We start from the raw sequence: 22,684 nt of genomic DNA on the forward strand, positions 1-22,684 counted from the left end.
CTTACGCAGGCGTTTCCATCGTTTTCTTTGGTTCGTCACGGGCGAAGAACAGCAGGTAAAACACCGGTGCCGCAACCATTGTCAGCACGGTGGCAAATGCCAGACCGCCCATGATCGTCACTGCCATCGAGACGAAGAAAGCATCCGTCAGCAGTGGCGCCATGCCCAGAATGGTCGTGACAGCCGCCAGCATGACGGGCCGCAAACGCGACACGGATGCTTCGATGATTGCCTCGCGCAGGGGCTTGCCGGTGGCGCGGACCAGATCGATTTCTTCAACCAGAACAATGCCGTTCTTGATCAGCATACCCGACAGGCTGAGCAGGCCCAGAAGTGCCGTAAAGGTGAAGGGCAGCCCTGTTCCTAGCAGGCCGATCACCACGCCGTTCACGGACATCGGCACCAGCAGCCAGATGATGATCGGCTGACGGATCGCGTTGAACAACAGGACCGAAATCAACACCATGATCAGCAGGCTCAGCGGCAATTGTCTGCCTAGGCTTGCCTGCGCGTCGCGCGAATTTTCGAACTCACCGCCCCACTCCATCTTGTACCCGGGCGGCAATTCGATGGCCTCGATGGCGTCCCGAACTTCGGCGTGAACCTGTGCCGCAGTCAGGTCGGGCGGGATGTCCGCGCCGACGGTGATAGTCAGAACCCGATCACGACGGTGAACCAGCGTATTGAGCGTTTTGTACTCGAATCCATCCACCATTTGTTCAATTGGTACAAATTTTTCCGACTGGTCCGAGTACACGACCTGATCGACGATCGAGTAATCTCCGTCCGCAGGTCGGCGCAGGATGATCGGGATCAGGCGGTCGCGCTCGCGGAACACACCACCCGTAATGCCGTCGGTCGAGAATTGCAGGGTGGCGGCGATGTCTTCGCGTGTGACACCTGCTGTCTGCGCCCGTTCGGTGGCATAGATCGGTTGCAGCGCCAGTTCCTGTTCGCGCCAGTCGTGATGAACCAGCAGCGCGTTCGGGGATGCGGCTGCCATGCGCTGCACTGCCACGTCCGCGAGCTGGCGCAGCACGACCGGATCGCTGCCCGAGAAGCGGGCCTGAATCGGATCACCACCGCCGGGGCCAAAAACCAGGCGCTTGGTGCCAAACTCACCTTCGGGGAACTGGACTGACCCAAACGCCTCAAGGTCCGCTTGCAGCGCCGGGATGTCGTCCAGGCTTGCTGTGCGGATGACCATGTGCCCATAGCTGGGATTCGGCTTTTCGGCGGAGTAGGTCAGCATGAAACGGGTAGCCCCCTGACCGACAAAGGTCGTGACCGAGACGACGTCGTCGCGTGCTGCCAGCCACTCTTCGAACACCGCCATGTCTTCGGCGGTTCGTGCAATCGGTGTGCCCTGCGGCAGTTTGTAGTGCACGAAGAACAAAGGCGTGTTGGAGTTGGGGAAGAACTGCTGTTTCATCAGCCCAAACCCGGCATAGCACACCACGGTTACGCCGACGAGACCAGCAACAACCAGCCATCGGAAGCGCAGCGCAAAGCGCAGGATCGCACCATAGGTGCGGAACAGGAGGCCGCCGTAAGCGTCGATCTCGCCTGCTTTGCCCTGTTTGAAGAAGTAATGCCCCAATAGCGGCGTGACGGTGATCGCCAAAACCCAGCTGAGCAACAGTGAAATGCCGATCACGGCGAACAGAGAGAACAGGAATTCTCCGGTTGCGTCAGGGCTGAGGCCAATGCCCGCAAAGGCCATGATGCCAATCACGGTCGCACCCAGCAACGGGATCTGGGTTTTTGACGCCACATCCTCGGCCGCATTGCGCGAGGACTGGCCGCGCAGCATGGAGATCTGCATCCCTTCGGCCACGACGATGGCGTTGTCCACCAGCATCCCCATGGCGATGATCAGGGCACCCAATGAGATTCTTTCCATCTCGATTGAGAAGAGCGACATGAACAGAAGCGTGCCGACAACAGTCAGCAACAGGGTCGAGCCGACAACAATGGCCGCGCGCCAGCCCATGAAGATGCCCAGAACGGCGACCACGATGGCCACCGACATGGCAAGGTTCACGAGAAAGTCGTTCGAGGCCTGTTCGACCACCACATGTTGCTGATAGATCGGCAGGATTTCGACACCGAAGGGAATGCTTGTGTTCAATTCCGCGAACTTTGCATCAGCACGTTTACCAACCTCGACAATGTTTTCCGTGGCCAGACCCGCGATACCCAAGGTGAAGGCCTCGGTCCCGTTGTAGCGGATGATGATGTCGGGGTCGTTCTGACGGGCGCGATAGACATCGGACATGTCAAAGAGGTTGATCACCTGCCCTTGTGAACCAACAGACAGGCCCGCAATGGCCGACACGCTGTCTGACCCTTCGGCCGTCAGGATGGAGGTCCGGTCGTTATCAGAGCGTAAGGACCCTGAGGAATTGACCGAATCCGCATTGGCGATGGCCTGGTTGATTGCTTGCAGCGGGACATTCTGGTTCACCGAAATCGCCAGATCGGGTTCGACAAAGATCGCCTCGTCCGGCAGGCCCTGAACCTCGACATCGGCGACGCCGTCCACGGTGAGCAGTTCCCGCCGCAGGAACGTTGCCAGTTCGTGTTTTTCAGCGTCCGAGAACCCTTGGGCGGTCACCGCATAGAACAGGCCGAAAACATCGCCGAACCCGTCATTCACAAACGGCTGGCCGACGCCCGAAGGTAGGCCGCGCGCGGCGTCGCGCACCTTGGCCCTGAGCCGGGTCCAGATGGCTGGCAGTTCGGTGCCGTCGTATGTCGACTTGATCTCGACCTCGATCAGGGACCGTCCGGGTTGGTTGACCGAGGTGATGACATCCACCTCGCCCATCTGCTGTATAGCGGATTCTAGCGGTTCCGATACTTCCAGCGCCACCTGTTCTGCCGTGGCACCGGGGTATTGCGTGGCGATGACCGCGTTTTTGATTGTAAAGGCCGGGTCTTCCAGACGGCCAAGCGATGTGAACCCCCAGATGCCCCCAATGAGGGCAATGAGGATGACCAGCCATGTGTAAAGCGGCCGGTCGATTGAGGCGCGGGCGATATTCATCTGTCAGCCCCTCAGTTCGCGAAACCGGCAAACCGGCGCACCGTCTGACCATCCGTCAGCACAGCGCCCCCGGCCACGACGACCTCATCCCCGTCAGAGAGGCCCGTCAGCACCCGGACATCGCCGGTTTGCGTGGGCTCGATGGTCACCGGGACGCGGCGCACGGTGCCCTCATCCGCCCCGACCGGGGAAAACACCATGACGTTCAGCGCGCCGTTTGCGTCGGCGACAACAGCGGTCGCCGGTACGATGATGCCTGTGCGGTTGTCCTGCACCTGAACGTTGACGGTAACGGAAGAACCGGGAAAGATTTGCAGCCCCTTTGGCGGGGTCAGGCCGAACTGGATGCGGAAGGTTTGACCGACGCTGGAGGTTTCAGCGTCGAATTCACGGATTTCCAGCGGGAAGACTTCGTCACTGACCGGGAATTTCGCGGTGATGAAGATGTCGTCATTCTGACCAGAGCGTTGAAACAGGATCTCGGGCACGTCGACCACGATGCGCAATTCGGACATGTCGTGAATGCGGACGATGGGCGTGCCTGCCGAGACGGTCGTAAACGCCTCGACCGAGCGGCTTGAGACCAGCGCGTCAAAGGGCGCGGTCAGCGTGGCGTGTTCCAGTTCATACTCCGCGTCGCGCAGGGCGATCGCGGCCAGTTGCGCCTCGGTCTCGGCATCGTCCACGGCCACCTGGCTGGCGGTTGTACCGCGCAGGCGCGACAGGCGCGCAACGGTGCGGTCGGCCTGCTCCTTTTGCAACCGCGCCCGATCAAGGCGCAGCTCGAACGGTTCCTGATCCAGACGGGCAATCAGGCCATCCTTGGGAATCACGAAGCCTTCGTTGATGGGCATTTCGACAATCTGCCCCGCAACCTGAAAGGCCAGATCAACGGTCTGGCGCGCGGCGACGCGGCCGAAAAACTGCCGCGTGAAACCGGGCGCGGTTTCGCGCACCTGCATGAGTTTCACCGGTTTCGGGGTCTCTTGAGCGGCAATCGGGGTTGCCAGAATGGCCAGTGCAAGGCCCAGAGAGGTCAGGAGCTTCATTTCTTCAATCCCTCGGGAATTCCCGTTTTCAATACGTTGTCGCGGATTTTACGCGCCAGTCGCGCGAATTCGGCAGTTTCTTGTTCGTTGAGGCCCGAGGCCCTGTGAAACAGGTCCCCGGCGGCGGCGACCAGCATGTTGCGGGCCTCTTCGCCCTGCTTTGTCAGCACCAGCAACCAGGCGCGGCGGTCCTCGGGGTCACGCCGCCGCATCAGATAGCCCGCTTTTTCAAGGGCATCCGCAGTGGCGGTGATCGTTGATGGTACGCTTAACATATCGGCGGCCAGAACGCCCATGCGCTTGGGCTGATCCAGCTTGATCAGCATGTGGCATTCCGGGTGGCTCAGGTCTGTTTCGATACAGTCGAAGGTCTCTTCCAGTTTCCAGTACAGGGCATAGACGCCCATGATCGCCTGAATCTCGGGGCTGAGGCGGCCAAGTCTGGCACTGATATCGTCGGGCATTGGGGGTCTCCGCGCGGGTTACGGGGCGATATACTTCAATTTATGAACTATTCAAGATATGAAACTGCACCCCGGAACGGATTCCCTTGGGTCAACATATCTTGATCAAATCACGCCATGACTGCATTTTGGGCGAATCCGAAACATTCAGGGCCCGCCATGTATACCCCCGCCATCACCGGTACCGGTGTCTTCACGCCGGAAAACGTCATCACCAACGCCGAGCTTGTCGAAGCGTTCAACGCCTATGCCGACAAGCAGAACGCGAAGAATGCCGAGGCCATCGCAGCCGGGCAGATGGAGGCGATGCAGCATTCCTCGGAAGAGTTCATCGTCAAGGCGTCGGGCATTCATAACCGGTACGTGATGGACAAGGCCGGGGTGCTGAACCCCGACGTGATGCACCCGACGCTGCGCCAGCGCAGTGATGACGAGCCCGGGATCATGACCGAGATGGCAGTGGATGCCTGCAAGAAGGCGCTGGCGCAGGCGGGGCGCACGGCGGCGGATGTCGATCTGGTGATCTGCGCGGCCTCGAACCACGAGCGCGCCTATCCGGCGATTGCAATCGAGATTCAGCAGGAAATGGGCATCGACGGGTTTGGCTTTGACATGAATGTCGCCTGTTCTTCGGCCACGTTCGGCATTCAGGCGGCGGCGGATATGGTGCGGTCCGGGTCGGTGCGCGCGGCGTTGGTGGTGAACCCTGAAATCTGCTCGGGCCATCTGGAATGGCGCGACCGGGATTGTCACTTTATCTTTGGCGATGTGGCGACGGCAACGCTGATCGAGCGGATCGAAGACGCCAAAGGCCCGCATTTCGAGATCCTGTCAACCCGCTGTGCCACCGCCTTTTCAAACAATATCCGCAACAATAACGGGTTCCTGCGCCGGTCGCGCCCCGATGGCGTGATTGACCGCCGTGACATGCAGTTCATGCAGAACGGCCGGAAGGTGTTCAAGGAAGTGTTGCCGATGGTCAGCAAGCATATCAGCGACCATATGGAAGCCGAAGGGGTCAGCAATACCGACCTCAAACGCCTGTGGCTGCATCAGGCCAACAAGACGATGAACGATTTCATCGGCAAGAAGGTTCTGGGCCGCGAACCCGAGGCGGGCGAGCAACCCAATATCCTTCAGGATTATGCGAACACCTCATCCGCAGGGTCGATCATTGCGTTTTCGAAATACTCTGACGATCTGCAAGAGGGCGATCTGGGCCTGATCTGTTCTTTTGGGGCCGGGTATTCGGTTGGATCGGTGATCGTCAAGCGTCACGCCTGATCGGCATTCCGCAAAGCGCTTACGGACTAGAGATCGGCCGCGAGCTGAAAAACCTGAAACGCGGCCCCTTCCCCACCATCAATCCGGCTGAGATAGGCGGGGGTTTCACCCTTGGCTAGCTGGGATTGCAGACCGCGCCCCTGAGATGCCCAATCCCAGAATTCGGCACGGGGTGCGGCGGTGCAGAGCAGCACATAGCTTACACCCAGCGCGGCAAGACGCGGACCGGCCTGGGACGCATCCATACGCAAAACCGCGATCTGCGCCTGAATTCCGGCCCGGTTGCGGTGATAATTCCCCGCCAGAACCGAATGATCGGTATAGCGCAGCACTTCTGCCGCATAATCAAAATCGACCAGAACCATTCCGGCTGGCAGGTCTTGCAAGGCCGCGTAGGCCTCGGGCGCTTTGCAGGGGGCGCCGATGTTTTGCGAATCCTGCGCGGCCTCGGCGACGGGTGCCGCAAGGGAGGGGCGCGCAAACCGTTCCAGCTGTTTTTCCACGCTGCTACCAATCTTTGGCGAGACGCAGACGATAAAGCCTATCATAGCCAGGCCGGAAAGCGTGCGGCCATGGGTTCTGTAACTGACGTAAAGGGCCCGCAGCATCTGAGCCTGAACAGCCACAAGAGACACGCCCAGAAACGTCATCATCCGGGACTGGTACAGAAACATGGAAAACCCGGTCACAATCAGCGCCAGAAACAGGAAGTAATCCATTTTGTCTTGCGACTGGCGGGCAAAGAACAAGGCTGCCACCGCCGTGATGACGGACATGGCGATCAGGGCCGCAGCCTCTCCCCGATGTCGTTCCAGCACGACGGTGATATTCTGTGCTTCGGCAACCTGGCTGAGCCAGAAGTCGCGCATGTCCTGAGGCAGGTCCGCAATCGGGTTTTCAAGGCAGTAGGGCGCAAATGCGTAAGCGCAGCCAAGTGTTACAGCGCCTGTCGCAAGACACGCGCCGATGCGCCCCCAATAGGACCAGCCCGACCCGACCCAGGCTGCTGCACACAGGCACAGGGCCGCGATCCCGGCCGGCAGGGCCACACTGATCGTCAGGGCATCGCAGCTTGGGAACAGAAAGCCCTGACGCCCCGTTGTTGCAACTCTGGCCAACAACAGGGTCAGCGCCAGCCCGGTTCCAAACACCACGGTGCGGCGGCGGGCGGCTGTGCCGGTCACGATCCAGTCAATCGTGAAGAACACCGCGATAATCGCGACCTGCACGATCGATTCGGTTCCGATTGACACCGAAAGGGCCAGACAGACACCCAGCCATCCCGCAGCAGAGGGTTTGGCCTTGCGCAGGACAAAGAACATGAGGGCCGCTGCAAACAGCAGAATCTGAACATTGTGGTGGTCAAACGAGAAATAGTCGAACTTCCGATAATGTTCGAGCGTCAGCGCACCGACCACCAGTGCCGAAATCGCGCCATTTCGCCCGCCCAACGCTGCGCCGGTGACAGCAAAGGCCCACAGGGTCAGCCCCGCCAGCAGCACCGGCCACACAAACGCGGTCACTTGCAAGGCGGTGTCGGGCGGCACGACCATCGCGGACAACGCGTAGAGCCCGGCAATCGGCGCATCGACAAGCCGGGACCAGTGCATCAGCGTGCCGTCACCGGGCCCCAGCCGATGCTGATAGGCGTCAAACCAGCCCTGCCCCGCCAGCAAGTCCTGTACCATGACCCAGCGCATCGCGTCGTCGGGGCCTTCCTGATAAGCGCCAAACAGCACCGTTGCCAGAAAGAGCGCATAGACAAACAGGAACGACCGCCAAACCATACGGTCTGCGAGAATGCTGTAATTTTCCTGCATTTTCTGCATGGTTTACTGCCCTTGACGATCTTGCCTGCGCCACAGCTTATCTGAAAGACGTGACTGAATTGAGGCGCAGAGTCCGGTTGATGATCATGCAACAAAGCGCACGACATCTGCGGCGATCCGGGCAGGCGGTTTTTGGCCGATAGCTGGCCGCCGCCAAGCCTAGCTGACGCTTTCTTCTTCCAGGTGCAGTTTCATTTCAATCAGGACCTGCTGAAGCATACTGGTTTCTTTCAGCAGCCTTTTGGCTTCGTTCACCGTGATGATGCCATCTTCGATTGCAGCCTGATATTCCGTCATCAGCATTGCAAACCGCTGGCTGAGCGCGATGACATCCGAATTCACCCCGCCTGTGCGTGGTGCCACGGTGTTGCGTTCGCTGTACGACAAGGTGATGTTTTTCAGATCCGCCAGTGCGGATGTCACATGCGGATAAGTTGCTGCGTTTTCAAGCCGGGCCACCGCATCCACGGGCATGAACCTGTCCGCGTGTTCCGCATTGTCCGAATAATACCGGCCCAGGGTCGCCTTGGATTTTCCGGTGATTTCACAAGCAGCTTCTATTCCGACATCTTTGACCAGCGCTTCTGTGTGTTTCTTCAGATAGGCCCCGATATCTGCCATTGATTTACCTTTGTTACCTGCAAACGCCTGCCCGATGTCCAAACCGGGGAAAGCGTCGGGAAATTTCCCATACCTGAGTCATAATTGAAATGTCATACATTGACTATCCCTCAGATAAGCGGGGGATTTTGTGAGTGAGTGGCGGCAGTTCAAGCCGGTAAAGAGTGATTGCAGGGCGGTATTGTTGGGCCTTGCTTTGTTTTGGCCACATGTTGGCCGACGGCGTCGCTGTTGCAGACGCGGGGGTTCCATCCCCTACGAGCCCAGCTCGGCCTCTGCACACGCAACGGCGACGTCGCTTCTTACATCCCTTTGCTCTCTTGTTCCTTTTGGCCGGGCGTTTTAGACCCACGCTATGGCAAAGCTGTATTTCAACTATTCCACCATGAACGCGGGCAAGTCGACCGTGTTGCTACAGGCCTCGCACAACTATCGCGAGCGCGGAATGCAGACCTACCTGATGACCGCCGCCATTGACGGGCGGGCGGGTGCGGGGCGGATTGCATCGCGCATCGGCATATCGGAGCAGGCTGACACTTTCACACCCGAAGATGATGTCTTCGCCATGATCCGGTCCCGGCTGGACAAAGGTTCCGTGGCCTGCGTTTTCATCGACGAGGCACAATTCCTGTCCGAGGCCCAGGTCTGGCAACTGGCCCGTGCGGTGGACGATCTGGATGTGCCGGTGCTTGCCTATGGGCTGCGCGTGGATTTTCAGGGCAAGCTGTTCCCCGGCTCTGCCGCCCTGCTGGCCCTTGCCGACGAAATGCGCGAAGTGCGCACGATCTGTGAATGCGGCCGCAAGGCCACGATGGTGATTCGTCGCGACGAGACCGGCAAGGCCATCACCGAAGGGGCGCAGGTGCAGATCGGCGGGAACGAGACCTATGTCTCGCTCTGCCGCAAACACTGGCGCGAGGCGGTGGGCGACTAGACCGGGTTGGGCAGCGCCCTACCCGCGACAAAGGCCGCCACGTTATCCAGCGCCATGTGCCCCATGCTGCTGCGCACCTCTTCGGTGGCGGTGCCCAGATGGGGCAGCAGGGTGACGTTTTCCATATCGCACAGGGCTAGTGGCACTTTGGGTTCGAATTCGTAGACGTCCAGCCCCGCCCCCGCGATCTGACCGGTTTGCAGCGCCGTGATCAGCGCGGCCTCGTTCACCACCTCGCCACGGGCGATGTTGACCAGAATAGCCGAGGGGTTCATCGCCTCAAGAACCTGCGCATTGATCAGGTGGCGGGTTTCCGCACCACCGGGAACCGCAAGCACAAGGAAATCGACCGAAGTGGCGAGTGTTTCAAGGTCAGGTGTGAATTCTGCCGGGAAATCCAGATCTTTTGCATTGCGGGACTGATAGGCCACCTGCATGGCAAACCCGAAATGACAGCGGCGCGCGATGGCCTGTCCGATGCGGCCCATACCGACGATGCCCACGCGCTTGCCGGTCACGTGATGGCCCAGCATCTGCGTCGGGTGCCAGCCCTGCCACTGACCCGACCGCACCAGCCGCTCACCCTCACCGGCGCGCCGGGCTGTGGTCAGCAGCAGGGTCATGGCGATATCAGCCGTGGCATCGGTGACCGCGCCGGGGGTGTTGGTTACGTCAATCCCGGCCGCAAGTGCGGCATCCACGTCGATATGGTTGAAGCCAACACCGAAATTGGCCAGCAGCTTGCAGCGCGGCGGACCGGCTTCTGCAAAAACCTGCGACGAAAACTGATCACCCAGCGTCGGGACGACCACGTCGTAATCGGCCAGAGCGGCCAGCATCTCCTGCCGTGACATGGGCAGGGTGTTTTCCCGGATGGTCACATCGAAATCGGCGCGGGCGCGCGATTCGACTGCCGGGGTCATCGGGCGCGTGATCAGCAGTTTCATCAGTGCATCCGCCCGCCTGTAGGAACCTTGCCGTCGGGGCCGATCAAAACGATCTCGCCGCTGTCATCGGGTAGGCCCAGCACCAGAACTTCGGACATGAACTTGCCGATCTGGCGCGGAGGGAAGTTGACGACAGCCATGACCTGTTTGCCAACCAGAGTGGCCGGATCGTAATGCGCGGTGATCTGGGCCGAGGTCTTGCGCTCGCCGATCTCGTCACCAAAGTCGATCCACATCTTGATCGCGGGTTTGCGGGCCTCGGGATAAGGCTCGGCGCGGATCACCTCGCCCACGCGAATATCGACCTTGAGAAAGTCGTCGAACGAAATTTCACTCACGCGAGAGCTCCTTGGATCGGTCGGTTGCGGCCTTGACGGCACGGTTCAGCAGGTCGGGAAAGCCGGTTTCCTGATGCATCAGCACCTCAAGCGCGGCTTGTGTGGTACCGTTCGGAGAGGTCACGTTGATGCGCAGCTGCGCGGGGTCTTCGTCGGACGCCATGGCCAGTGCCCCGGCACCGGCCACTGTGGACTTGGCCAGTTTCATCGCAAGCTCGGCAGGCAGGCCATGCGCCTCGCCCGCTGCGGCCAGGGTTTCGATCAGATGGAACACATAGGCCGGGCCGGACCCGCTGAGCCCGGTGACGGCGTCCATCTGTGCCTCATCCTCCAGGCGAACGGTCTGGCCCACTGCCGCCAGCAGGTTTTCGGCCTGTTCCATATCGGTCTCGGAGGCGTGTGCGTTGCCGATCAGTGCCGTGATGCCCTGACGGATAGCAGCGGGTGTGTTGGGCATGGCGCGAATGATCGGGGTGTCTTGGCCCAGAACGGATTCGAAGGTGGCAATCGAGGTGCCAGCCGCAACGGAAATGAACAGGCTGGACCCGCCGCCCAGTGCCTGAAGGGCAGGCAGGGCTTCGCCCATCATCTGCGGTTTGACCGCAACCAGCACCACGGCGGGGGATTCGGGCAAGGGTGCGTTGATATTGACGCCCTGCGCCTTCAGCCAATCTGACGGGTAGGGATCGATGACCCAAACGGAAGCTGGCGGAAGGCCGTGTTCCAGCCATCCCGCCAGCATTGCGGACCCCATCTTTCCGCACCCCAGAAGCACAAGCCCCTGTTCGGCCACTCGCGTCATGTCCATTTGCCCCTCCCGCTTTACATATCGGTTCGGGGCAAAGGTTTACGCGCGGCCGTAGGCCTCTGCAATGGCCACTTGCATGGCTTCTTCTGGCCCTCTGTTGCCCCAGGTCACCAATTGGATCGCGGGGTAGTACCGCTCGGCGCTCATGACGGCGGCATTGATCATCGTGTCGATCTGGTCAGCGCTGGCCGTTTGTCCGCCTGCAAGGACCAGACCATAGCGATAGACCATCAGCTTCTGGTTTGCCCAATAGGTAAACGCGCCTGCCCAGCACTGGTCGTTCATCTTGTTGAGCAACTCATAGAGCTGCATTTCACGCTCGGCCGGTGGTTCCATTTCGAAGCTGCACACCATGCGCAGCGTTTCGTCATAGTTGGACCAGGCCAGTGTGATCGAGTAGGTGCGCCACTGCCCTTCAACGGCCATGGCAATCTGATCGTCCCCAATGCGATCAAAATCCCAGTCGTGATGTTCGGCCAGATGCTCAACAATGTCGATCGGATGAATGTCTTCTTCGAGATACTGCTCGGAAAGGGCCATAATGCCACCTCACTAATCTCTAGCATTTCGGGGCTGGCAGCGCCCCAGCGCTAGTTGCCTGCTCTACAAACCGGGCTTCCCCCATAGGCCTGTACTAAATATGGTGCGATGTGGCGTAAGTTCTGGCAACCCTAATTATTGGGGATAACAGCAATAAGTTGTGGACAGAAGGCAACGGCGATCAAAATATTGGCGCCAGAGTCAGCTTTGTCTTGAATAAATTCTGCGACACGTCAGAATACACAGCACCGCACAATCCGGGCTGGATTGCGCGGCGGAATGCTTTGTCCGAAAATTGTGAATAAAGGGAACGCCGGGGCGTTATTTGTCCAGTTTCGCCTCGAGCGCGGCGATGCGGGCTTCGAGTGCCGCGTTTTCTTCGCGCGCCTTCTGAGCCATGGCGCGCACGGCGTCGAATTCTTCGCGGGTGACGAAATCGCGGTCGGCCAGCCAGCGGTCGATCATCGACTTCATCGCGTTTTCAGCCTCTTCCCGCGCGCCCTGCGCCACGCCCATGGCGTTGGTCATCAGCTGGGACACGTCATCCAGGATTTTGTTGCGGGTCTGCATATCTGTTCTCCGATCTCGCGGTTTACCTGTATATGGGCAAAGAATGGCGCGGGCTCAAGGTTGACTTGACCTGCAAACCCCGGGCAATGAGACGCACATGCAGGCTGTTCTGAATTTCCCCGATCTGTCGCCCGAACTGTTCTCGATCCCGCTGTTCGGGATGGAATTCGCGTTAAGGTGGTATGCGCTGGCCTATATCGCGGGCATCCTGATCGCGTGGCGGCTGGCTGTTGTGGCGTTGCGCCGCCCGGCGCTCTGGCCTGCGGATGGCCCGCCGATGAAGCCCGAACAGCTGGAGGATCTGGTTACCTGGATCATTCTGGGCGTGATTCTGGGCGGGCGGCTGGGCTTTGTGCTGTTTTATCAGCCGGGTTATTACCTGTCGCACCCGCTGGAGATCGTGAAGGTCTGGCAAGGCGGCATGGCGTTTCATGGCGGCCTGCTGGGCGTGATCCTTGCGTCGTACCTGTTTGCACGACGGCACCGGATCCCTGCCCTGTCGCTGGGGGATCTGGTTGCCTACACCGTTCCGCCCGGATTGCTGCTGGGGCGGCTGGCCAATTTCGTCAACGCCGAGCTGTGGGGCCGCCCGAGTGAGCTGCCCTGGGCTGTCGTCTTTCCTGGATATGCTGCGCAGGATTGCCCCGGCGTGGTCGCAGGCATGTGCGCCCGGCACCCGTCGCAGCTGTATGAGGCCGCGCTGGAGGGGGTGTTGCTTGGGGCGGTATTGCTGTGGCTGGTCTATCGGCGCGGCGGTTTTCGCACACCGGGCCTTGTCATGGGGACGTTTCTTGCGGGCTACGGCGCGTCGCGCTTTATCGTCGAGTTCTTTCGCCAGCCGGACGCACAATTCGTATCGCCCGGCAATCCGCTGGGGCTGGCCTGGCATGTGGGCGGGTACGGGCTGACCATGGGGCAGTTCCTGTCGCTGCCGATGATCGCGCTTGGATTGTGGTTTGCCCTGCGCGCGCGGCGGCGGGCGGTATGAGCCTGACCGATCATCTGGTCGCCCGCATCCGGCAGGACGGACCCATGAGCGTGGCGGATTACATGGCTGAGTGCCTGCTGCATCCGACGCTGGGCTATTACACGACCCGTGATCCGCTGGGGGTTGCGGGGGATTTCACCACAGCCCCGGAAATCAGTCAGATGTTCGGAGAGCTGGTCGGGCTGTCTCTGGCGCAAAGCTGGATGGATCAGGGACGGCCCGCACCGTTTACCCTGTGTGAGCTGGGGCCGGGGCGCGGTACCCTGATGGCCGATATTCTGCGCGCCACACGGTCTGTACCCGGTTTTCACGAGGCGGCGCAGGTAGTTCTGGTCGAAGCATCGCCTGTATTGAAACAGGTGCAGGCTGAAACCCTGAACGAATACAAGGCGGCCTGGATCGACATGATCGCCGACCTGCCCGACCAGCCGCTGTTGCTGGTTGCCAATGAGTTCTTTGATGCCCTGCCCATCCGCCAGTTCCAGCGTGACGGTACGGGCTGGCGCGAGCGTCTGGTGGGTGAGCGTGACGGTGGGTTGACGTTCGGACTGGGCGCGATCGGGCCGCAGGTGGCGTTGAATGACAGGCTGTCGGACACCAAGGACGGTGATCTGGTCGAACTGTGTGCTGCTGCGATTCCCGTTTTGACCGTGATCGCAGGGCGGGTCGCCAGCCATGGCGGCGCGGCATTGATTGTGGATTATGGCGACTGGCATTCGCTGGGCGATACCTTGCAGGCGCTGCAAAACCACGAGCATTCCGATCCTCTGGCATCGCCCGGTCAGGCCGATTTGACCGCGCATGTGGATTTTGAGCCTTTGGCCGTTGCGACCCGCGCCTGTGGGTGCAGGCATACGCGCTTGACACCGCAGGGCGTCTTCCTTGAACGGCTGGGGATCACCGCCCGCGCGCAAGCCCTGTCCAAGGCGCTGAGCGGTTCCGAGCTGGATGCGCTGATTGCCGCGCATCGGCGGTTGACGCATCCTGATGAAATGGGAAATCTGTTCAAGGTGATGGGCCTTTTCCCGGCCTATGCAGCCCCACCACCAGGATTGGAACCATGACGCTGGAAATTCTGACCTCGGATCTGCTGTCGCCATTTCGCCATGGGTTCTTTACCCGTCGCGGCGGCGCGTCTTCAGGAATTTTCAGCGGGTTGAACTGCGGTCAGGGGTCCTCGGATCAAACCGAGATTGTCGCGCTGAACCGGCGGCGGGTGGCCGACGCGATGGAGGTGGACCCCGAGGCAATGGTCGCGGTGCATCAGGTTCATTCCCCAACGGTTCTGACAGTCCAAGCCCCGGTTGACGGTGAAAAGCCCAAAGCGGACGCCATTGTCACAGCAACACCCGGTCTGGCCCTGACGATCCTGACGGCCGATTGCCAGCCGGTTCTGTTCGCCGATCCCGACGCGCATGTGATCGGTGCGGCCCATGCCGGGTGGCGCGGCGCGCTGGACGGTGTTCTGGAAGCGACGCTGGACGCGATGGAGGCGCTGGGAGCCGACCGCAGCAATATCTGCGCCGTGATCGGACCCAGTATTTCCCAGCGCGCTTACGAGGTGGGGCCAGAGTTTCTGGACGCGTTCCTGGCGGATTCGCCGGACAACAGCCGCTTTTTTGCCAATGGTGAAAGTGACCGCCTGCAATTTGATCTGCCCGCCTTCGGGTTGCACCGGCTGCGGCAGGCGGGAATCGGACAGGCCGAGTGGACCCGACACTGCACATATTCCGACCCTGACAGGTTCTATTCCTATCGCCGATCAACGCACGCGAACGAGGTCGATTACGGGCGGTTGATTTCCGTCATAAGATTGTGATCTTCGTCCAGATTTAGGTACCCTGCCACTTTTCCGCCACATTTGTTGTGTTGATTGGGCATCAGAATCGTAACGAGTTTTTGCCAGTAATCAGATCGTTATCTGACGTTCGAAAATCGGGCGCTGGCGTGTTGAGTGGGAGGTCCATCTGACTTCATTTTTCTGTCCGCAAATCATCCCGGATAAGCCTTATCCCTGCCGCAAACCCGCGTCACAAAAGGTTTACAGAGGATGTGGGGAAATACACCCCGTTCAGAGCAGGACCAAAAAATGAAAACCAAATCACGCTTTCTGAAAGCCATGGTCGCGGCCACTCGGGGCCAGAACCTGGAAATGCCGTGGAAGCGGGTAACAAGCAATTCTGTCAGGGTCGCCAGTCGCATCGCGGCACGACGCTGAGACAGAAAAACCCAGAGACCAAGCTGCCGGTCTCATCTGGGTCAACGCGTATCAGGTTCGCTCCGGCCTGATGTATCGCGCGTCACGAGCGAGGGGTTCGTGACTTTTTAGGAGTTGTGTGTGTGCGGGCAATTTCGCCCGTGAAGTACGAGTTTGTCTGGGGGGTCAATGTGTTGACCATTGGAAAGCGAGATTTAGTCGCGTTGCGGGACCGTACCGGTTGCCGCCCGAGGGTCACCCATTTGTTTCAAGGCAAAGAACCAGTTCGCCGGGCGGGTCTGTACGGGGGTACGCCGCGCCTGACCGAACATTTTGAGGGGACGGAATATTAATGACTATTCCTAATTCACTGGCCCGCGCGGCCAGAAATGCTATCGAAACGTCTGTTATGCTGCGGGACGCGCCGCGGCCGGTTTCCAAGCCAAAAGCCCAGCTGCGCCGCTATGAGGTCAGCAGCCTGTTGAAGAACGGAGATGTGGTTCAGACCCGCCACATCGCGCCTGCCCTGCCGATGTTTGAAGACGCGTTTTGCGCCTTCACACGTGGATCTTTGGTAGAAACGGAACATGGACCGATGGCAATCGAGGATTTGATGCCGGGGGATACGGTCCTGACGCAGGATGGCGCATCGGAAACCGTGCTGTGGAAGGGATCTGTCACGTTGATCCCCGGGCGCGCGGATTCACGTGGCCGGACGCGGCCGCTGACGCGGATCATGGCGGATACGTTCGGGATGCAAAAGCCAATGTCGGGTGTCATTGCCGGCCCGGCGGCGCGAATCGTGGGAACACCTGCGCATTTGCGGCACCTGCATGGGGGGCAGCCGATTCTTACACCCGTGTCCGAATTTCAGGACGGGATGGGTGTAATTGAAACAATGCCGCCTACCCCCGTTGAACTGTTTCACATTTGTTTAAAACGCCATTCCGTTATTCGCGTAGATGGATTACAGTTCGAAACATATCATCCAGGTGTGAATGCGGTTCGCATGATCAGCCACTCGCTTCGGTCGATCTATCTGAACCTGTTCGCGCATATCGAGTCGCTGAACGATTTCGGCCCGCTGCTGATGCCGCGCGCCGGAGATGGTGAGATCGACGCGATGACGGCCTGAGCATGATTGTGATTACTGCATTATGGGGGGCATCATGCAGCTGGTAATAAGTTGGGTTCTATCCCTTGCGGTGGCAGCACTGTTGCCACCAATCACCGCGCAACCAAAACGTGTTGGCGTTACGCCGTCCGGTTCATACGTTCTTCCAGAACGTCGAACGGTACGCCTGGCTCGTCTTTTGCGCCGCGAATAACGAGCGATGTCTTGACGCTGGCCACGTTTGGCGTGGTCAGCAACTCGCCCGTCAGAAACTGCTGAAAGCTGCTCAGGTCAGGTGCGACGCATTTCAGGATGAAATCCACTTCGCCGTTCAGCATGTGGCATTCGCGGACCAATGGCCATTCGCGGCAGCGGCCTTCGAACGCGCGCAGTTCGACTTCGGCCTGGCTGTCCAGACCGACCATGGCAAATACCTGAACCTCGAACCCCAACTCGCGCGAGTTGACCTCGGCGTGATAGCCAGTGATGAAACCGGATTCTTCGAGTGTGCGCACCCGGCGCAGACAGGGCGGGGCCGAGATTCCGACCCGTTTTGCCAGCTCGACATTGGTCATACGACCGTCCGCCTGCAGTTCCGCCAGAATCTTGCGATCAATATCATCCAGCCGAGTCGTGACCATCAAATGCTCCTGATTTTTTCGGTTCTTATATCAGCACCCCACACGCGCGCAATAATGTTTCGCAGATGCGCAATTTTCTTTGTTTCCTTTTCGCTTTCTCCCCTAAAACCCAGGGCACCCCAGCCCGCGGGGGCCTGAACAGTAAGGGGCTTTAAGCCGGGCCGGTCGGTCGCTATATCGGGGCGACGGGCCGCGGGCCCAATTCAGGCAATTCGAGCGGGGGCACCATGGCCGACACAAGACACACCAAGGTTCTGATCATCGGGTCGGGACCCGCAGGATACACCGCAGGCGTATATGCAAGCCGCGCCATGCTGGAACCCATTCTGGTACAGGGCATCGAACCCGGTGGTCAGCTGACAACGACCACCGAAGTCGAAAACTGGCCCGGCGACACCGAGGTGCAGGGCCCGGACCTGATGGTGCGGATGCAGGACCATGCCAAGGCCATGGGATGCGAGGTGATCGGCGATATCATCAGCGATCTGGACCTCAGCAAGCGCCCCTTCACCGCCAAGGGCGACAGCGGCACCACATACACGGCGGACGCCGTCATTCTGGCCACCGGCGCGCGTGCGAAATGGCTGGGTCTGCCGTCGGAAGAGAAATTCAAGGGCTTTGGCGTCTCGGCTTGCGCCACCTGTGACGGGTTCTTCTATCGCGGGCAGGAAATCGTGGTGATCGGCGGCGGCAACACAGCCGTGGAAGAGGCCCTGTTCCTGACCAATTTCGCCAGCAAGGTGACCCTGATCCACCGCCGTGATGAGTTGCGGGCGGAAAAGATCCTTCAGGATCGCCTGTTGAAGAATGAAAAGATCGAACCGATGTGGTTCCACCAGTTGGAAGAAGTGATCGGCACCGACGCGCCTTTGGGCGTTGAAGGCGTTCGGGTCAAACATGTCAAAACCGGCGAGATTACCGAGATCCCGTGCAAGGGCGTCTTTGTCGCCATCGGCCACGCCCCAGCGAACGAGTTGGTTAAGGAGACGCTGGAAACCCATATGGGTGGCTATGTCGTCACCAAACCGGGCAGCACCGAAACCTCGATCCCCGGCGTGTTCGCGGCAGGCGATCTGACCGACCATGTCTATCGTCAGGCGGTAACAAGCGCGGGAATGGGCTGTATGGCGGCCCTGGATGCCGAACGGTTCCTGGCCGAACAGGACTGATACATGCTTGAATTCTCTGGCCCTGTCTGGAGAATTCTGTTTGCGTCGCAGGCAGCAGCCCCATTGCTGCCTGCCCGCGCGCCCGAGGGGCGCTTTCACCATTCCGGACAGTTCGGGCTTTATGCCTCGCTCAGCGCCGAGGGCGCTTCGGTCGCCATCCGGCGCTACGTCTCGGGTGATGATCCCGACCGCGTGATACAAAGGTTTCTGGTGGAAAACGCGCAGTTGGTGGATTACCGCGGGCAGACGGCAGCGTCGGTGATCTGGCAGGATATTCGCGCGACGGGGATCCCTTCGCCCACATGGTCTTTTTCGGATAAAGCGCGGGCAATAGGGGCGGACGGCTTGATCTACAGCTCGCGCTCGCGCCCTGACCTCAGCCATCTGGTGCTGTTTTGTGCGGACAAGATATCAATTCAATCCCAACACACCGCGACCCACTGGCGGGCCTAGATTTGCACCCGAAGCCTTGACCTGACCGCGAACGTCCTCGCAAAGTCCAACCAAGGCGAACAGCGATACAGGTGGTATTCTTGAAGAGCGCTTTGTGGCGTGGCGGTTGGGCAACCCGGCTTCGGATCGGCAGCGGGTTGGTTCTGTTTGCTTTCGCTTTCTTCCATTTCATCAACATCGGACTGGGCCTGTTTCACACCGATTATCTGCACGGGATGCAGGACGGTCGAACAGCGGTGACGCGGCACAGTCTTATGAGCCTGCTGCTTTATGCGGCGTTGTTCACACATGCCGGTCTGGCGCTAGCCTCGATCGCACAGCGCCGGACCCTACGCATGCCGTTCAGCACGGCGTTGCAGGTGGTTCTTGGTCTGCTGATACCTTTGCAGTTGATCTCGCATGTCATTCAGACCCGGGTCGCGCACGAGATCTATGACGTCAACGACGAGATGGGGTACATCATCATCCTGATGTGGCCCAGTACCGTGATTTGGATGCAAAGCGCACTGTTGCTGATCGTCTGGGTGCATGGCTGTATCGGGCTGCATATGTGGTTACGGCTGACGAAATGGTGGTCCAGCGCCGTACCCTATCTGATCGGTGTTGCCGTCTTCATCCCTACGTTCGCCTTGGCTGGTCTGCTGACCGAGGGCCGCCGCATTTGGTTAGAATTCGCGGATGAGTTTCTGCGGGAACAATATATCGAGCATTACAACTGGCCCTCGCCCGAGGCGTTCCAGACCATGTTCACCGTCAAGGATAATGCCCTTTTGGCGTTCTGGCTCGCCTTGGCGGCCACGGGTCTTGTGTATATCGGGCGCAAGCTGTGGCGGCGCAGGCATTCGGTGCGGGTAAGTTACAGCAACGGGCCCGAGGTGGATGCCGAAAAGGGCATGACACTGCTTGAGATTTCGCAGGCACATAGTGTGCCCCATACGGCCTTGTGCGGCGGGAAGGGACGCTGCACCACATGCCGCGTCATCATCGAGGAAGGCGCTAACGCCCTGCCCCCGCCCGGCGATGTCGAGGCCCGCAGCCTGGCCGCTGTCGGCGCCTCACCGCAGACACGGCTGGCCTGCCAGATCCGCCCGACGGAACCGACCACCGTTTTCCGCGTTTTTCAACCGGATGGCGGGCGCGTTCGCGGGCATGCCAGTCAGGGGCAGGAACGGAAACTGGCCGTGCTGTTTCTGGACATGCGCGGATTTACCGCCCGCACGACGGGGCAGCTGCCCTATGATATCGTGTTCCTGCTGAACCGGTTCTTCGACGCCGTCGTGCCTGCCATCACCAAGGACGGCGGTGTCGTGGACAAGTATATGGGAGACGGGTTGCTGGCGGTTTTCGAAAAACCCGATGCAGCCGCATCCGCCAGCGCGGGGTTGAAGGCTGCGATAGATATCAGCCATGCCCTCGACCGGTTCAACGAGCAGCTTGAGGCCGAAGGCAGCCCCGGCATTCGCATCGGAATGGGCTTACACCTTGGTGATCTGGTGCTGGGTGAGATTGGCGCGCAGGGACATGCCGCGAGAACGATCATCGGCGACGCCGTCAATGTGGCCAGCCGACTGGAAAGCGAAACCAAGGCCTTGGGGGTCGAGTTGCTGGTCTCGCAAGAGGTGTTGAAGGCTGCGGGTATGGACCTGCCGCCGGAGGGTGTCCGGATGTTCCAGCTGCGCGGCGTTGCCGATCCGATTCCCACCCTGCCAGTCACCCGCGCGTCCGAGCTTGCGCCGCACACGCGAAAACAGGAACAGTCATACCTTGCATGATCGGATTATCTACGCCCAGGGGAACCAGATCATCATTTTGATTTCAGAGTTGGAAATTCCTTCCAATCCGCGAGAAATCAGCGCATATCGTCCTTTGTTTCATTGACGCCAGTGGACTTCGCGCGACAGTCGGTGCAAATGCCCCGAAAACGCCCTTGAATCATTGGCAACACAACACTGCGATAAGAGTATTCAGATGACAATGTTAAGCAATCTGGCCCCCATTCCCGAACTTTATGTGTCGTATGACTCGGCCCAGAAACTGAAAGTCGAAGCCGCCGACCTGACCAGTTGGGATCTGAGCCCGCGCCAGATCTGTGATCTGGAGCTGCTGATGAACGGCGGTTTCAACCCGCTCAAAGGTTTCCTGAGCGAGGCCGATTACGACAATGTCGTCGAAAACATGCGTCTAGCTGATGGCACGCTATGGCCGATGCCCATCACGCTGGACGTCAGCGAAGACTTTGCGGACAAGATCGAACTGGGTCAGGATATCGCGCTGCGCGATCAGGAAGGCGTGATTCTGGGCACCATGACGGTCACTGACCGCTGGACCCCGAACAAGGCCCGCGAGGCCGAGAAGGTTTTTGGCGCAGATGACGATGCCCACCCGGCTGTGAACTATCTGCACAATGTGGCGGGCAAGGTCTATCTGGGTGGCCCTGTCGTGGGCATCCAGCAGCCCGTTCACTATGACTTCCGCGGTCGCCGCGATACGCCGAACGAGCTGCGCGCCTATTTCCGCAAGCTGGGCTGGCGCCGGATCGTGGCCTTCCAAACCCGCAACCCCTTGCACCGTGCGCATCAGGAGCTGACCTTCCGCGCCGCCAAGGAAGCGCAGGCCAACCTGCTGATCCACCCGGTCGTCGGCATGACCAAGCCGGGCGACGTGGACCACTTTACCCGCGTGCGCTGCTATGAGGCGGTGCTGGACAAGTATCCCGCATCCACCACCTCGATGAGCCTGCTGAATCTGGCGATGCGCATGGCTGGCCCGCGCGAGGCGGTCTGGCACGGGCTGATCCGTGCCAACCATGGCTGCACCCATTTCATCGTGGGCCGCGATCACGCGGGCCCGGGCAAGAACTCGGCCGGGGAAGATTTCTATGGCCCCTATGACGCGCAGGATCTGTTCCGCCAGTTCCAGGACGAGATCGGCGTCGAGATGGTCGATTTCAAGCACATGGTCTATGTGCAGGAACGCGCGCAATACGAGCCGAATGACGAGATTCTGGACAAGGACAATGTCACGATCCTGAACATCTCGGGCACCGAGCTGCGCCGCCGTCTGGCCGAGGGTCTGGAAATCCCCGAATGGTTCAGCTTTCCCGAAGTGGTGACCGAGCTGCGCAAGACCAAGCCGCCACGCAGCCAGCAGGGCTTTACCGTGTTCTTCACCGGCTTCTCGGGCTCGGGCAAGTCCACCATCGCCAACGCGCTTATGGTCAAGCTGATGGAGATGGGGGGCCGTCCGGTCACGTTGCTGGATGGCGACATCGTGCGGAAAAACCTGTCATCCGAACTGGGTTTCTCGAAAGAGCATCGCGACCTGAACATCCGCCGGATCGGATATGTCGCATCCGAGATCACCAAGAATGGTGGCATCGCCATCTGCGCCCCGATCGCACCTTATGCCACCACGCGCCGCGCGGTGCGCGAAGAGATCGAGCAGTTCGGTGCCTTCTGCGAAGTGCATGTCGCGACCACCATCGAAGAGTGTGAGCGGCGCGACCGCAAGGGTCTGTACAAGCTGGCCCGCGAAGGCAAGATCAAGGAATTTACCGGTATCTCGGACCCGTATGACGTGCCTCAGAACCCTGAATTGCGTGTCGAGACCGAGAATGTCGAGGTCGACAACTGCGCTCATCAGGTGCTGCTGAAGCTGGAAAGCATGGGCCTGATCGCAGCCGGCTGAAC

Annotated in this window: 22 protein-coding genes; 11 read left to right on the plus strand and 11 right to left on the minus strand. The window is 59.9% G+C overall.

Annotation, left to right across the window (positions count from 1 at the left end):
* Window position 1: 1 nt before the first annotated feature.
* The 3 genes from ACR0LL_RS14475 to ACR0LL_RS14485 are packed head-to-tail and all read right to left on the minus strand — an operon-like array spanning window position 2 to window position 4,562.
* On the minus strand, window positions 2-3,049 hold the full coding sequence (locus ACR0LL_RS14475) for an efflux RND transporter permease subunit (protein ID WP_480587902.1): 3,048 nt from the start codon (window positions 3,047-3,049) through the stop codon (window positions 2-4).
* A gap of 11 nt (window positions 3,050-3,060) precedes the next feature.
* Window positions 3,061-4,098, minus strand: coding sequence for an efflux RND transporter periplasmic adaptor subunit (locus tag ACR0LL_RS14480; RefSeq protein ID WP_267364260.1), 1,038 nt, complete (start codon window positions 4,096-4,098; stop codon window positions 3,061-3,063).
* Window positions 4,095-4,562 carry a MarR family winged helix-turn-helix transcriptional regulator gene (locus ACR0LL_RS14485; RefSeq protein ID WP_267364261.1) on the minus strand — a complete coding sequence of 156 codons (468 nt, stop codon included), beginning with the start codon at window positions 4,560-4,562 and terminating at the stop codon, window positions 4,095-4,097. Before ACR0LL_RS14485 ends, ACR0LL_RS14480 begins: the two co-directional genes overlap by 4 nt.
* 159 nt (window positions 4,563-4,721) lie before the next feature.
* On the opposite strand from ACR0LL_RS14485, the gene ACR0LL_RS14490 reads away from it, so the two are divergent.
* The gene (locus ACR0LL_RS14490) at window positions 4,722-5,846 is read left to right on the plus strand and encodes a beta-ketoacyl-ACP synthase III (RefSeq protein ID WP_480587903.1); all 1,125 of its coding nucleotides are present in this window, start codon (window positions 4,722-4,724) and stop codon (window positions 5,844-5,846) included.
* Between the two features lie 26 nt (window positions 5,847-5,872).
* Here the strand turns inward: ACR0LL_RS14490 and ACR0LL_RS14495 are convergent, their stop codons facing one another.
* Window positions 5,873-7,675, minus strand: coding sequence for a hypothetical protein (locus tag ACR0LL_RS14495; RefSeq protein WP_480587904.1), 1,803 nt, complete (start codon window positions 7,673-7,675; stop codon window positions 5,873-5,875).
* Between the two features lie 159 nt (window positions 7,676-7,834).
* Window positions 7,835-8,296 carry a hypothetical protein gene (locus ACR0LL_RS14500; RefSeq protein ID WP_480587906.1) on the minus strand — a complete coding sequence of 154 codons (462 nt, stop codon included), beginning with the start codon at window positions 8,294-8,296 and terminating at the stop codon, window positions 7,835-7,837.
* Window positions 8,297-8,651: 355 nt separating this feature from the next.
* On the opposite strand from ACR0LL_RS14500, the gene ACR0LL_RS14505 reads away from it, so the two are divergent.
* Window positions 8,652-9,230: a thymidine kinase gene (locus tag ACR0LL_RS14505; RefSeq protein ID WP_480587907.1), complete on the plus strand. Its 579-nt coding sequence runs from the start codon at window positions 8,652-8,654 to the stop codon at window positions 9,228-9,230.
* On the opposite strand, the gene ACR0LL_RS14510 is transcribed toward ACR0LL_RS14505, so the two are convergent.
* The 5 genes from ACR0LL_RS14510 to ACR0LL_RS14530 all read right to left on the minus strand — a co-directional run bounded on the left by ACR0LL_RS14510 (window position 9,227) and on the right by ACR0LL_RS14530 (window position 12,433).
* Complete coding sequence (locus tag ACR0LL_RS14510; RefSeq protein WP_480587909.1) at window positions 9,227-10,177, minus strand: 2-hydroxyacid dehydrogenase; 951 nt, start codon at window positions 10,175-10,177, stop codon at window positions 9,227-9,229. The genes ACR0LL_RS14505 and ACR0LL_RS14510 overlap by 4 nt on opposite strands.
* A complete protein-coding gene (locus tag ACR0LL_RS14515) occupies window positions 10,177-10,515 on the minus strand; it encodes a tRNA-binding protein (protein ID WP_267362951.1) in 339 nt (112 codons plus the stop codon). The genes ACR0LL_RS14510 and ACR0LL_RS14515 overlap by 1 nt, the downstream gene beginning before the upstream one ends.
* The gene (gene proC / locus ACR0LL_RS14520; protein ID WP_480587911.1) at window positions 10,508-11,323 is read right to left on the minus strand and encodes a pyrroline-5-carboxylate reductase; all 816 of its coding nucleotides are present in this window, start codon (window positions 11,321-11,323) and stop codon (window positions 10,508-10,510) included. The genes ACR0LL_RS14515 and proC overlap by 8 nt, the downstream gene beginning before the upstream one ends.
* A gap of 39 nt (window positions 11,324-11,362) precedes the next feature.
* The gene (locus ACR0LL_RS14525) at window positions 11,363-11,863 is read right to left on the minus strand and encodes a type III secretion system chaperone family protein (RefSeq protein ID WP_209598027.1); all 501 of its coding nucleotides are present in this window, start codon (window positions 11,861-11,863) and stop codon (window positions 11,363-11,365) included.
* A gap of 321 nt (window positions 11,864-12,184) precedes the next feature.
* A complete protein-coding gene (locus ACR0LL_RS14530; protein WP_050604795.1) occupies window positions 12,185-12,433 on the minus strand; it encodes an accessory factor UbiK family protein in 249 nt (82 codons plus the stop codon).
* Between the two features lie 97 nt (window positions 12,434-12,530).
* On the opposite strand from ACR0LL_RS14530, the gene lgt reads away from it, so the two are divergent.
* The 5 genes from lgt to ACR0LL_RS14555 all read left to right on the plus strand — a co-directional run bounded on the left by lgt (window position 12,531) and on the right by ACR0LL_RS14555 (window position 16,753).
* On the plus strand, window positions 12,531-13,421 hold the full coding sequence (lgt, locus tag ACR0LL_RS14535) for a prolipoprotein diacylglyceryl transferase (protein ID WP_480587913.1): 891 nt from the start codon (window positions 12,531-12,533) through the stop codon (window positions 13,419-13,421).
* Entirely contained in the window at window positions 13,418-14,485 is a 1,068-nt protein-coding gene (locus ACR0LL_RS14540; protein ID WP_480587915.1) for a class I SAM-dependent methyltransferase, read from the plus strand. The genes lgt and ACR0LL_RS14540 overlap by 4 nt, the downstream gene beginning before the upstream one ends.
* Window positions 14,482-15,240, plus strand: a complete 759-nt coding sequence (gene pgeF, locus ACR0LL_RS14545) for a peptidoglycan editing factor PgeF (RefSeq protein WP_267362960.1) — start codon at window positions 14,482-14,484, stop codon at window positions 15,238-15,240. The genes ACR0LL_RS14540 and pgeF overlap by 4 nt, the downstream gene beginning before the upstream one ends.
* A 270-nt stretch (window positions 15,241-15,510) precedes the next feature.
* A complete protein-coding gene (locus ACR0LL_RS14550; protein WP_480587917.1) occupies window positions 15,511-15,639 on the plus strand; it encodes a hypothetical protein in 129 nt (42 codons plus the stop codon).
* A gap of 331 nt (window positions 15,640-15,970) precedes the next feature.
* On the plus strand, window positions 15,971-16,753 hold the full coding sequence (locus tag ACR0LL_RS14555; RefSeq protein WP_267362963.1) for a Hint domain-containing protein: 783 nt from the start codon (window positions 15,971-15,973) through the stop codon (window positions 16,751-16,753).
* Window positions 16,754-16,872: 119 nt separating this feature from the next.
* Here ACR0LL_RS14555 and ACR0LL_RS14560 read toward each other — a convergent pair whose 3' ends face one another.
* Window positions 16,873-17,373 (minus strand): Lrp/AsnC family transcriptional regulator, encoded by a 501-nt coding sequence (locus ACR0LL_RS14560; protein ID WP_209504770.1) that lies wholly within the window; start codon window positions 17,371-17,373, stop codon window positions 16,873-16,875.
* A 227-nt stretch (window positions 17,374-17,600) separates the two neighbouring features.
* Between ACR0LL_RS14560 and trxB the strand changes: the two genes are divergently transcribed.
* The 4 genes from trxB to ACR0LL_RS14580 all read left to right on the plus strand — a co-directional run bounded on the left by trxB (window position 17,601) and on the right by ACR0LL_RS14580 (window position 22,682).
* Window positions 17,601-18,542 carry a thioredoxin-disulfide reductase gene (gene trxB, locus ACR0LL_RS14565; protein ID WP_480587919.1) on the plus strand — a complete coding sequence of 314 codons (942 nt, stop codon included), beginning with the start codon at window positions 17,601-17,603 and terminating at the stop codon, window positions 18,540-18,542.
* A 3-nt stretch (window positions 18,543-18,545) separates the two neighbouring features.
* The gene (locus tag ACR0LL_RS14570; protein WP_480587921.1) at window positions 18,546-18,995 is read left to right on the plus strand and encodes an RES family NAD+ phosphorylase; all 450 of its coding nucleotides are present in this window, start codon (window positions 18,546-18,548) and stop codon (window positions 18,993-18,995) included.
* 80 nt (window positions 18,996-19,075) lie between these two features.
* Complete coding sequence (locus tag ACR0LL_RS14575) at window positions 19,076-20,767, plus strand: adenylate/guanylate cyclase domain-containing protein (RefSeq protein ID WP_480587923.1); 1,692 nt, start codon at window positions 19,076-19,078, stop codon at window positions 20,765-20,767.
* A 196-nt stretch (window positions 20,768-20,963) separates the two neighbouring features.
* Window positions 20,964-22,682 carry a bifunctional sulfate adenylyltransferase/adenylylsulfate kinase gene (locus ACR0LL_RS14580; RefSeq protein ID WP_480587925.1) on the plus strand — a complete coding sequence of 573 codons (1,719 nt, stop codon included), beginning with the start codon at window positions 20,964-20,966 and terminating at the stop codon, window positions 22,680-22,682.
* Window positions 22,683-22,684: the final 2 nt, after the last annotated feature.

Source organism: Ruegeria sp. AI2, from assembly GCF_056541275.1.